This window comes from Streptomyces sp. NBC_01296 (genome assembly GCF_035984415.1).
Taxonomy (GTDB): Bacteria; Actinomycetota; Actinomycetes; order Streptomycetales; family Streptomycetaceae; genus Streptomyces.
Window position 1 is genome coordinate 1,676,767 of the sequence record NZ_CP130720.1, and the last position, 12,439, is coordinate 1,689,205.

General features: G+C 69.2%; 6 protein-coding genes. 1 reads left to right on the plus strand and 5 read right to left on the minus strand.

Translation table 11 applies throughout. The features are described from left to right. Both OG299_RS07905 and OG299_RS07910 read right to left on the minus strand, forming a co-directional pair. Window positions 1-5,145, minus strand: a complete 5,145-nt coding sequence (locus tag OG299_RS07905; RefSeq protein WP_327361036.1) for a hypothetical protein — start codon at window positions 5,143-5,145, stop codon at window positions 1-3. Beyond that, complete coding sequence (locus OG299_RS07910; RefSeq protein ID WP_327361037.1) at window positions 5,142-7,112, minus strand: CHAT domain-containing protein; 1,971 nt, start codon at window positions 7,110-7,112, stop codon at window positions 5,142-5,144. The genes OG299_RS07905 and OG299_RS07910 overlap by 4 nt, the downstream gene beginning before the upstream one ends. Window positions 7,113-7,437: 325 nt before the next feature. Between OG299_RS07910 and OG299_RS07915 the strand changes: the two genes are divergently transcribed. After that, window positions 7,438-8,508 carry an alpha/beta hydrolase gene (locus OG299_RS07915; protein ID WP_327361038.1) on the plus strand — a complete coding sequence of 357 codons (1,071 nt, stop codon included), beginning with the start codon at window positions 7,438-7,440 and terminating at the stop codon, window positions 8,506-8,508. Here the strand turns inward: OG299_RS07915 and OG299_RS07920 are convergent, their stop codons facing one another. From OG299_RS07920 to OG299_RS07930, 3 genes are all read right to left on the minus strand, one after another. Beyond that, window positions 8,509-9,759, minus strand: coding sequence for a cytochrome P450 family protein (locus OG299_RS07920; protein WP_327361039.1), 1,251 nt, complete (start codon window positions 9,757-9,759; stop codon window positions 8,509-8,511). 83 nt (window positions 9,760-9,842) lie between these two features. Continuing rightward, window positions 9,843-11,099, minus strand: coding sequence for an Ig domain-containing protein (locus OG299_RS07925; RefSeq protein ID WP_327361040.1), 1,257 nt, complete (start codon window positions 11,097-11,099; stop codon window positions 9,843-9,845). A 112-nt stretch (window positions 11,100-11,211) separates the two neighbouring features. Continuing rightward, a complete protein-coding gene (locus tag OG299_RS07930) occupies window positions 11,212-12,105 on the minus strand; it encodes a LysR family transcriptional regulator (RefSeq protein WP_327361041.1) in 894 nt (297 codons plus the stop codon). Between the last annotated feature and the right edge of the window lie 334 nt (window positions 12,106-12,439).

Sequence of the window (12,439 nt, forward strand, 5' to 3'; positions counted from 1 at the left end):
TCAGACGCCGACTGGCAGCATCTGGTGCGGCGCGAGCGAACTCATCAGAGCCGTCCCCGCATAGGGCAGCGCCCGCAGCCAGTCTTCACTCGCGGCCAGCCGTTGCAGACGACGGGCGATGTCCGCAGGCGTCGAGCCGTTCCTCAGGCCATGGACGATCTCGTCGATCTGACGGGAGTCGTCGGGAGGGGTGAGACCCGTGGCCAGCACCACCACTGCACTGCCCAAGCCGGCCAGCTGGAAAGCGAAGTCGTTGCGGAGCAGCAACTGGCGTACCAGTTCGCCGGAGCCGCCGGGGCTCGCGACATCGAGGATCACCAGGGGAGCGGCACGGCCGGCGGACACCCGCGCCACGAATCGGTCCAGGTCCGTGACGGCTATCGACTCCGAGGCCTCGGTCACCGGGATGAAGTCGTCACCGTACGTGGAGGAACCGAAGTCGAGGTACGGGACACTGCCGGCGACGTCGAGCGTGGTACTGACGTGGATGACGTCCACCGTTGGGGTCGGCTGCGCCGCAAGCCTGTCGAGGGTTTCGCCATTCGGGTCGTCTGCGACGTCCACGGCCCAGCCGGCGCTTCCATACGCGACCACGAGGTCGGAACCCCCCACGAAGTGGCCGCGCTGCGATGCCAGCTGCGCCGCGCTGCCGCGACGCAGGATCAGCACACGCGGACTCTCCGATGTCCGCACGAGCGCTTCGCGGAGGCTCTCCCAGCTGGGCGAGTCGGCCTCCGGGGCCCCCTCGGGGCCGAACGCACGCATGACCTCCGAAACGGCCTGCCGGGTCTGCGATCTCGTCAGGCCGTCCACGGCGCCGGGAATAGCTTCGAGCCGCCGCAGGATCGACTGGAGCACGCCGATGCGGGTCTTTTCGGCACGGCGTGTACAGGGCATCCGGCAGAGGAAGCGGATCCGCTCGTCTGCGGCCAGCATGCCTCTTGTGGTCGCCGCCGTCTCCCACGGCACCTGGGCCAGATGCGGCTGACCGACCGTCAGGCAGATATCCAGCGGCCGATCTAGACCCCTCCGCAGCAGTGGCTCCATCGTCGCCGTGCCGGGCATGAGGGGAGCACCCTCGAGAAGGGTATCGACCAGGCGCCCGAGCATGGTCCTGTGGCCCTCCTCGCGCAGAGCCCAGGCGAGATGTGCCGTCGGCTCCATCCGGTCCAGCGTGAGCGTGCCGTCCCGAACGAGCAGTGCCCCGTCCGGCGCGAGTTCCAGGTTGACGGTGTTCTTGACAGGCGTTCGAACTGCGAGCAGCCCGCGATCGACGCCAAGTTCCGCCGAAACTGCACGAGCGGTGCGGTCGTGGTGAATTGCTTCCGATGAACCCGTAGTCCTCTCCAGCAACCATGACAACGTCTCGTGGGCCATGGCTTGCCATTGGTTCGGGGTCTCCTGCGCCAACAGGGAATCGGCGCGCCGGAGTCTCTCGATGGTGTGGTTCACCAGTTCGGAGCCCGCCCATCGCCCTGCGACTCTCACAAGGTGGGCTGCACGCAGCATCGGATACTCGTCATAACCCACGAGTTCGGGCGGCTGCAGCTCCTCACGCCCGACGGGCCCGGTCCGCTCCGTGAGACCGGCCAGCCGCCACCATGCGAAGCTGTCCTCCTCGGCCAAGACCCGCGCCGCCCTCGTGGCGTGGTGGCGCGCCTCTTCGAACCGGCCGGCCAGCCGCAACACCTCGGCGCCACGGAACTCCAGCCAGGCAGCATCGGCGGGGTTCTCCGCTCCCGGTGCGACGCCGTCGGGCAGGACAAGCGACAGCAGATCCTGCCCGACTGACAGCGCTCCCGGGCACCTCTCCAGCGGTTCCAGCATGGCCAGCATGGCCAGCCGGGCGTTGGCCGGAGTGACACGGCGCAGCACCGCGAGCAGAACGTCCCCGAACTGCTCGTGCCTGCCGCCCGTCACAGACAGACCCTGTGCGGCCGCCTCGGCAATCCGCTGTGGGGCGGCATCGGACCGCTCCAGCCGCTTCAGTGTGGCTGCGCAGAGCCGCGCGGCGCCTTCCGGGTCTCCGTGCCTCATCATGAGCTCCGACTGCAGCAGCTGGCACGCCGCCCCGATCTCCCCGTCGTCTTCGAAGGTGAGGCGCATCGCCTCGTCCACGTACTGCTCCGCCTCCCAAAGGTTTCCCACCACATGGAGCTGGAGCAGGGCCGCCTTCAGCGTGCACTCTGCCGCGCGTTCGTGGTCTTGCATGCGCGCGAAGTACTCACGGGCCGTCAGCAGGTCCCGCGTGGCTCGCTCCACCTGCATGAGTGCGGCGTTGGCTTCACCGCGCAGTGCAAACACCGCCGCTTCCCGCTCCGGCAGCAGACCTGCGGGGGCGCTGAGTGCCATCTCGCAGCGGGCGCGGGCCGTCCGTGGCCGCCCGAGGATGAGCAGGGCCTTGACGCCCACGGCCAGCAGCCGTGCCCTGGGGTCGTCGGACGGTACGTCCGCCAGCGATGCGGCCGTCGCCGGCAGTCCAAGGTTCAGTGCGAGTTCCGCCTCGGTGAGACGCATTCCCGGATGCTTCGTGCCTCCGGTGTCGTCGCGCGGCACCGCCCTCACCCATCGCAGGGCTTCGTCGTACCGCACGCGGTTCGTGCTGTCATGGGCCAGAAGAAGGGCGAAATGCCCCGTGCTGGACTGCTCTCCCATCGTTCCGGCAATGGCCCATGCCTCCCTCAGCACGCTGCCGGCCTTGTCCGAGTGACCGAGCGCCCGAAGCGCGTCCGCATACACTTCCAGCGCGAAACAGTGGTCGAGGGAAACCTCGACGGCTGACGCTGTGGGTCTGAGCAGTGCTTCGGCCTTACCCGGGCGGCCGCGGAAGAGCAGCAGAGCAGCACGCGCGGCATCCCACCGGACACGCGGTAGACGGACATCGTCCTGAAGCAGGATCGCCTCGACGTTGCCCAGCCTGCGTTCAGCCTCGCTCCAGAGCTGATGCCCTCCCGAAGGTCCCTCACACCGCGCTCTGCGGACAAGCGCCAAGGCCAGCTCCACTTGTGCCTCTGCGTGGAGCTGCGGGTCGAGCACGGGAATTCCCCCGGCAACCTTTCTTGGCTCGTCCTCCTCGTCGAGATAGTCCGGTCCGAGGATCTCACCAGCGATCTCGGCGACGTCCTGGAGTCCGCCGGCCGCCTTGGCCCGCTCGACAGCGCTCCTCCAGGCGGGGGCCGCGCGATGCCCGCAAGCCTGGAACCGGTGGTATAGGGCTGCTCTGGTCCAGGCGGCCCATGTCTGCGGATGCAGGTCGCCGAGCCGCTCATAGTAGCGTGCGGCGTCCTCATGGAGCATTTGGTAGACAGGCTGCCTGGAAAGCAGGTGCCGCAGCGGCTCCCGAACGGACGGGTGGAAGACCAGGGTGTCCGGGTCCGTCGGAGCGGCACTCACCCAGGACGACACCTCCGCCGAGTACCGCTTCAGGTTGTCCCATAGGCGCGCGAACTCCTCGGGCCCTTGCGGAGGCTGGACTCCCGTGCGGAACACGGGTGTGGCGCCGGGCGGGCGGCGATGGTCCTCGGGTTGGTCGTCACTCGAACCCCTCATCGCCGAGACCATCCTGGGGAGCACGACCTGCTCGGCGAAGTCCCGGCTCAGCCGTCTTGCCAATGCGCCGTACCGGACCAGCCACTGCAGTCCGTCGTCGTCGATCCGGCCGATGACGCGGTCGATGCACCAGGCGAGTCGCGGGTCGAGTCCTTCCACGCTCTCCGCTGACATGTCCGGCGAATAGTCGGCGACATCAGCACGGAGGGCGAGCTGCCAGGGATTCCCGTCCGCCGCACGAACGATGGCCTCCAACAGCTCCGGAGAACGCCTGATGCCCCGCCGGTCGATCAGGTAGCTCCGGGACTCCTCCGGTGTGAACTTCGGGACTTCGAGCTCACCCATCACCTTTGCGGGCAGGCGTTCGTCCAACTGCCTCAGCTCGGCCTCGGCACCGGTGAGCCGCCCTGAGACCACCAACCGCACCCGGTGCGCGGCATCATGGATGTCGGCGAGAACTTCGATCAGCTCCCCGGCCCCGCCCATCGGCCTGAGCACCGCGACCTCGAAGGCGTCCAGCACAATGAGCAGCGGTGTCGTGGACTCATCGTTGCTCAGCGCATTGAGGAATCGCTCACGGATGTCGTCAGCAGCGACCTCGACCGCAGGCGTGTCGAGCACAGCCGCTGCCGACGGATATCCCGTTGCCACCCCCCGCAACAGGGCTGATCCGTACGCCTTGTACTTGCGCAGCAGTTCCTGGAAGGGGGCGCCCGCCATCTGTTCGTTGAGCTGCCGCGCGAGTTCCAGCGTGAGTAGCCAGGGGTAGCGGGCGATGTTCACCGCGTCGACGGCATCGAGGTCCACCAGGGCGCACGGAACCCGGTCCGGTGCGGCCACACAGCGGCGGGCGATAAACCAGCTGAGCATCAACGACTTGCCGAGTCCGCCGACCGCGTGCAGCCGCAGCGCACGAGTAGGACCTCCCCTCAACAGTTGCTCGAGTTGCTTCTCCAGCGTCGGCCGGGACAGATAGGTGCCTGACCGCAGCAGAGCGTCGTACCAGAGCATCCGCGACCGTAGGTAGCGGTCCAAGTCGCTGCGCACCCGCGCCAAGTGTGGGCTGCTGATCTGCACGCGACTGGGCTCGCTCAGCGCGTCCAGCAGATTCTGGCAGCCGGGGAAGTCGAAGTTCTCGTCCTGTTCCCGGTACCACCCTTCAAGGCGCTCGGCCGCCAAGTCGGGGTCGGCAACGGCCAGTGCGCGCAATGCCTCGATCTTTTGCCCTGCCTGTCCGAAATACTCGGCAATACGCTGCTCGGCGTTCCGCAGCTCTTCGGGTACCGGGAGGGAGTCAGGCTCTTTTCCATGCTCGCGCCACCAGGTTCGCCAGGCTGCTTCCCGTATGTCAGACGTCACCTGGTAGCTGTCTGTGCTCCCGGGCTGGGCATCGACACACGGCAGCCGCACCAGCTCGGCCAGTGGCGGTCCACCCGTGCCCTGCAGGGCAGCCGTGTACAGGGCGCCGTCGAAGGAGTTCACCAGGGCGCAGTGGACCAGAGACCTCCGGAGGGGCTCAGAGAGCAGGGAAAGCGCCACATCGGCGATGTTCTCGCCTGCCGCAAGACTCTGTGAGATTTCATCCAATGCCTTCATGGGGCGCCGCCCTGCGCACGTCGTTGTGCCGCCGTTTCCCAAGCCTTGAACTCTTCAGGACTGAACGATCCGCTGCCTGCCTGACAGTCGAGAGCCCCTGCCCTCATCGTCTCGGTAAAAGTCTCCCAAGCCCGATCGGAGGGAAGTAGATCCCGATACCATTCACGCTTGCGGGCACAGTATTCACGGACGAGTAGCGTCGCATCCTTCCGGTCGAACAGCTCGACTCCCATAATCCACTTCGCCGACTCCATTCTGAAGTCGGGCGGGAGCTCGCCGTCAACTGCCACCATGCGGACCGGGTGGAACTTCCCCTCCCCGGCGGGTCCGAGAATGCGCTCCATCACGCGGCCGTACCGCTGAGCCTGCAGGAAGTGATCCAGAACCAGCAGCAGGGGTTTGGAATTTGCCAGATTGCGGATGAATTGTCCAAATTCCAAGATCAGTCGCCTCTCATTGTCCTCCGGCTGATTCGGATGGCTCGGGAGAGGAGGGGGTGCATGCGCCAATCCCGCAAGAGGTGCAGGCATTCCGGCCCGCAGCCGGTCGAGTTCATTTCGATGGATGGTCAGCAAATCGATAAAATCACGGATCGCCGCATCGGACTCAGGCTCAAGCCAATCGGCCGCCGAACGCGCGACCCGCTCTAGCATGGTAGGGAGATCGATAACTCCCTCGTTCGCCAGATTTACATAGACGACCGGAACACCCCGCCAGGCGCTGGTCAGGATGCACGAGCGAATCAATTCAGACTTTCCGGCCTTGCTCTCCCCTGTGACGATCACAAGGTCAGCCTCGTGCGACGACGGCGCGGCGGCCATACGTCGCGATACCCGGTGCTGATCTCTCGCTCTTCCGACCAGCCAGCGCGGACCGTTGAACGCAGCTCCGCGCTGTCTCGCCACCTTGGCGTGATCAATTGGTTCGGGCCACTTGAGGATCACCCGGGGGTCGGCCTGAACCGTCAGCACCGGGAGCGCCCAGTCTCGGGGAAGGGTGCCGCTTGCATAGTGGAGAGCATTTCTGGCGCTGGCCGTGGATTCGTCGAGCGCCTTCCCTGCGGCCAGGCACCTGTACAACTGTTCGCTGAAGCGCACTGCCGGCGTCGACGCAATATCGCCCTGCATGGCAATGACCGCCAGCGTCCCCGCCTGGAAAAAGCCGTCGCTGACAGCCCAGACCAGCCCTCTGGCATCTTCCCCCGCGGTCCGGCAGGCGTTCAGCACAGCCAGCCGGAGCGGCGGCGCGAGTGCTCCGCCGACATACCCGGCAGTGAGTGACCAAGGGTCGCCCTTCGTCATGACCTCCAGAGAAGGCCCCTCCAACGCATCCTGCTTGCCGTGCCCGATGAAGTGAAGGATGTGCGGCGCGAAATCGGTGAATTCTTCTCGGGTCTCGTCCTTGCCGGGCGCCCAGAGGACACGGGTCTGCCAGCAGCAGGGCACTTCGCTCAGAGCGGCGTAGATGGCGTCCAGCTCGCTGTCCACCTTCAGGTCACCGTCCTGGGGATCGCCCACTACGACGAGGAGACGAACTGGCTCGGTCAAGGGCTCCGCCGTCTTGCCGTAAGGGATATGGGCTCGCACGAACGGGCGACCTTCGTCCTCGAAGAGCCACCGCTGCTGGGGTGCAGGGGTGCAGAGCAGCTCCCAGGGCAGCAACCGGAGGGCTCCAGGCTGGATGTCCAGCACCACTCGGAGATCAGCGTTGACCGCCGCGGTCTGCCAGACCTCGCCCGGAGCACCCGACAGCAACGCGTCGTACAGTTCCTGCCCGGTCGACATCAAGGTTCGCGTGGGAACACTGCGATCGTTCAGACTCGGGCAGCCAGCGAGCTTGCGGTCCGGGATCAAGACACGGGCGCGAGGGTGCTCGAACCACCGGGGATCCGTACCGTCGTCAATGCAGAGATCCTCAGGGAATCCCTCTGCCTGGTGATCTCCGACCTGAATCAGGATCGTCGACATTTCAGCCCCGCGTACGCGATAGTGCGCCTCTGTGGCCGTCCACTATCCATGATCGATCGACGGCTGGGGATTGTCCACCGGGCCATGAATCCGATCCCTGGAGGCCCTCCGGCAGGGTCTCAGGAAGGCGGGAGGACTACGGGGATGTCTGCGGGATGCCGACCATGCACGACGCGGAACCCGTCGACCTGGCCGTCGAGCGGCGGTCACGGCAGATCGTTCCAACGGCCGCTCGCGCCGCTCAACACGGTGCGTCCCGACCCCTCCTGGCGCGGAGCGCCGTACACTGGCGACAGAGATCAGGACATTTCGGGAGCCGGCCCTCGTGGAGCTGACCAGTACGTCGTTCCTCGTCACACTGATCGCCGTCACCGCGCTCGCCATGCTCGCCGCCCTGCTGCTGTGGAACCGGATCCCCGGACCCGGGTGGGTGCGGTGGCCCGTGCGGGTGCTGATGATCGGGCTGTGCCAGCTGACGTCCATCGCGGTGATCGCGACCTGGATCAACGGCAGCTACGGGCTCTACTCCTCCTGGAACGACCTGCTGGGCACGGAGAACGTGCAGAACTCCTCGGCGATGACGGGGCCGCCGCTGGGCCGGGCCAAGTTCACGCAGGGCGGCGACGGTACGCAGACCGCCTATTTCCGCGGCTCTCATTCGAAGCTCGCCGGGCAGGTGATCGTGTGGACTCCGCCCGAGTACCGGGCCCCGGGCGCGGAGAAGAGACGGTTCCCGGTGCTGATGCTGCTGCACGGGTATCCGGGCTCGCCCCGGACCTGGATCGACCTGGGCAACATGCCCGGCGCGCTGGAGCAGCTGGTCCGGCTGGGCGCGGCGCACCCGTTCATCCTGGTGATCCCGGAGATCTACCCGGGCGGGGTGAACACGGACTGCAGCAACACGCCGACGCGGAAGGTGGCCGGCTGGCTCGCGGAGGACGTGCCGGACCTGGTCGCGAAGAACTTCCGTACCCTGCGCGAGCCCAGCGGCTGGGGGGTGCTGGGCGTGTCGACCGGGGCGTTCTGCGCGGCCAAGCTGCCGCTGCAGTACCCGAAGGTGTTCCGGGCGGGCGCGGCCCTTGACCCCGACCCGCTGGCCGGGGACCCGGAGGTGCTGGCCGACCCGGCCCTGCGCGAGCGCAACAGCCCCCTGTGGCTGGTCCGGCAGGCCAAACGGGCCGACATCGGGCTGTTCCTGGCCACCTCGGCGCAGGACAAGGACAGCCCGCCGCAGCAGCTGGAGGCCTTCAGCCGGGCCGCGGCGGGCAGCGGGGTCCGCGTGAGGACCCTCGTCCGCCCGGCCGGCGGCCACAACTTCCAGACCTGGACCGGGATGTACCCGGAGGCGCTGGGCTGGCTGAGCACGGAGCTCGCGCCGCCCGGAGACGCGCGGTAGCTACCGCCCGGCCAGGCGGACCGGCAGGGACTCGACGCTGTTGCCGATGAAGCTGTGCTGGTGCGGGAGTTCGGGCTCGGGGACGGCGAGGTCGAGGTCCGGGAAGCGGGTGAAGAGCTGCTCCAGGGCGATGACCGCCTCGAGTCGGGCCAGCGGGGCGCCGACGCAGTAGTGCGCGCCGTGCCCGAAGGAGAGGTTGCGGGCGGCGGTGGGGCGGGTGATGTCGAAGCGGTCGGCGTCCGGGCCGTGGAAGGCCTCGTCGCGGCCGGCCGCGGTGTAGCCGGCGAGGACCGGGGTGCCCTTCGGGATCACGGTCCCGTCGACGGTCAGGTCGCGGGTGGGGTACCGGAACGGGAACCAGCTGACCGGTCCGTCCCAGCGCAGGGTCTCGTCGACCACGTCGGACCAGGTGGCCTTGGACTCCTGGACCAGTGCGAGCTGGTCGCGGTGGGTGCACAGGGCGCGGACGGCGTTGCTGATGAGGTTGAGGGTGGTCTCGTGGCCGGCGACGAGCATCAGGCGCATGGTGCCGATGAGTTCGGCCTCGCTGAGCCGGTCGCCGTCGCCCTCACGGGCGGCGATCAGCGCGCTGGTCAGGTCGTCGCCCGGCTTCTCGCGGCGGGCGGCGGCTATCGTGCCCATCAGCTCGACGAGCTCCCGTACGGCGGCCATCGCCTCGGCGGGGGTGGTGTCGGTGGCGATGATCACCGTGTGGGACAGGTGGTGCAGCCGGCCCCGGTGCTCGGGGTCCACGCCGAGCAGCTCGCAGATGACGCTCATCGGCAGGGGCAGGGCGAAGTGGGTGCGCAGGTCCGCGACACCGTCGGGGGCCTCGGCCGCGGCCCGGCCGAGGTCGTCGAGGAGCCCGGCGGTCAGCTCCTCGATCCGCGGCCGCAGCCGCTCCACCTGGCGGGCGGTGAAGGCGTTCCCGACGAGGGAGCGCAGCCGGCGGTGGTCGGCTCCGTCGGAGGTGTGCATGCCCTGGGCGTTGGCGAACGCCCGCAGAGGCCAGTTCGGCGGGATGGTGCCGTCGTGCAGGGACGGGAAGTGCCGGGCGTCCTTGGCCGCGTCGGGGTGGGCGAGGAACTCCTTCAGCGCTTCGTGTCCGAGGACGACCGCCCCGGGCACCCCGCCGGGCAGGACGACGTCCGCCACGGGGCCCCGGGCGCGCAGCCGGGCATTGAGGGCGTGCGGGCATCCGCCGGCGGGGTCGATGACGTACGCGGGCGCGGGTGCGTTGTCGGGTGACAAGCGGGCTCTCCTGACCGTATGGACGAAACTCGGCCAACAGTGCGGCCTGAAGGCCGGGTTGTACAAGTCCGCCCGGTCCGGGGTCAGAACCAGGTGAGGGTGAGGGGGAAGGCGGTGCTCGCGGTGGCTCCGGTGGAGTCGGTGGCGGTCACCGTGACCCGTGCGGTACCGCTGCCCCAGGGCTTGCCGGTGATACGGCCGGAGGCGGTGTCGAGGGCCAGGCCGAACGGCAGTCCGCCGGCGGCGAAGCGGACGGGCGGCTTTCCGCCGGTGGCGGTGAGCCGGATGGTGCAGGGCTGGTTGAACGTGCAGGCCTGCGGGCCGGGGTCGGCGACCTTCAGATCGCCCGGGCCGGGTGTGGGGGTGGGCGTCGGCGTGGGGGTGGGCGTCGGCGTGGTGCCGCAGCCCGGGGTGGCCTCCGGCGGCAGCGGGACCCGCCAGATCTGGGTGTCGTTCTCCGATCCGACGAGCAGGCTGGTGCAGTCCGCGTACGTGACGGTCTCGCCCTGGGACTGGGCGGGCAGGGCGACGTCCGCGAGCTTGGTGCCCGCGGTGTCGTACACGGTGGCGGTGTTGGCGCCGAGCGGACCGCCGCTGCGCAGGGTGTACGAGGCGCCGGACGGCGAGAACGCGCCGTCGGTGGCGAAGACCGGACCCGGGCGGACCGCGGTGAGGGTGTTGACCTGACCGGTCAGCGGGGGCAGCGGGGCCTTGTACAACCGACCGGCCGCGCCGATGAGTTTGCTCGCGACGTAGAGCTGACCTGTGACGGGGTCGGCGAGCAGGGACTCGGCGTCGTGCCTGCCGTCCGCGTAGGCGAAGCGGTACGTCACCGGCGTGACGGTGGCATCGGCGAGCTGCTCGGGCTCGGCGAAGGCGTGCACGGTGATCTCGGCGCGCCCGCTGAAGTTGTCGCCGATGTCGCCGACCAGGATCGTCGGAAGGCCGGCCGCGTCCTTGCCGAGGGCCAGCCCCTCCCAGTCGGTGTTGCCGACGCCGGAGACGGTGTACGTGGCCCGGAGCCGGCCGGTCGCCGTGGTGCAGTCGACGGCGAAGACCTGGTTGGTGTTGCCGCTGTCGTTGACGGCGTAGAAGACGCCGGGGTGCTTGCGGCTCATGGCGAGTCCGCTGAGCTCGGCCAGGCCGCCGGGGAGCGTGCACTTCTTCTCCGGAGCCGGAGCCGGAGCCGGGGCCGGGGCCGCGGCGGGAGCGGGCGCGGAGGCGGGCAGGCCGGCCGGGGCGGCGGTGGCACTGGCCATCCAAACGGCCGCCGGGAGGAGCGTGGCGAGGGCAGCGGTTGCAAGGGCGGCGGCCCGTGGGGGCGTGAGGAGTCGGGACATGCACACAATGTGATGGCACGTCAGGCACTGCCGGAAGGGCCGACGGTCACCTCTTTGAACATGGGTCAATGCCGTGCGGGCATGGCTGCCGGCACCTGCCGGCGGTTTTCGGTCAGCGCGCCGGCTCCCGTACCGGTGCGTTGTGCCGGGCGTGCGCGATGAACGCCCGGGCCGCGCGGCTCAGCGGCCGCCGGGCGTGTGCGATCCCCACCGGGCGCAGCAGGGGCGGGGAGAAGGAGCGGATCTCCGCGCGGTCGCCGAAGGCGCGCACGGCCACGTCCCGGTACCAGACGACGGAGCCGCGGCCGTCCGTCACGCCCGTCACCCAGGCGAGCCGTTCGTCGGCCTCGAGGGTGGGCACGGGGCGTACTCCGAGGCAGCTGAACATGGCTTCCAACTCGGTGCGCCTGCCTGCGCCCGGGGTCGGCAGCACCATCGGAAGGCCGTCGAGCAGCCTGAAGGGCATCGGGTCGGGAAGTCTGCAGCCGATCGGGGAGATCAGCACCACCTCGCGCTCCTGGATGTGGTGCGTGGACAGCTCCTTGTCCACCGGCAGGTCCACGAGGGCCAACTCGGCGCTCCCTGCGGCGAGTTCCTGCACGAGGGCCTCCCGGCTGTCGTGCTGCTGGAGCCGGACGTCCACTCCGGTGTGCCGTTCGGTGAAGGCCGGCACCAGGTCCGCGGCCAGGTCCAGGGCCAGGGTCGGGGTGGTGACGAGGGTCAAGGCGACCCGGACCCCGCTGCCGTGCGCGGTCCCGATGTCGTCGATCGCCTCCACCGCGTCCAGGACGGTACGGGCGAGCCGGACCGCCCGGGACCCCTCCGGCGTGAGGTCCACGCCCCGGCCCCGGCGGGCGAGGAGGTCGACTCCGAGGTCGCGTTCCATGGCCTGGATGGCCCGCGACAGGGCGGACTGGGCGACGAAGACCGAGGCGGCAGCGCCGGTGATGGAACGGCAGTCCGCGACGGCCACCAGATAGCGAAGCTGCGCGAGGGTGGGGGTCATGACCGGACGGTAACCTCGCCGTGCCGCACCCGTAAGGGCCGCAGGGGTGAACAAATACCCACCCCCGGAGCCGAGTTCATGCCCGGTGGGCGACAAGGTATGCCGGTGCGGCATGAGCCCCGCCCGGTGCGGTACGGCCACCGGGACGCCGGGGCCGGCCCCGCCCGGGCGGGATCGGCGCAGGCCACCGGCCCCGGTGGGGCCGCAACGGGACCGGCCGGGGCGCGCTCCGGGGCGGCCGTCGGCGCCGAAGGGGCGAAACGACGTACTCCGCATGACCGTTGACAGTGCAGGGCGGCCACCGCACGATGCATCGCGGCATCAGGGAAGTTGA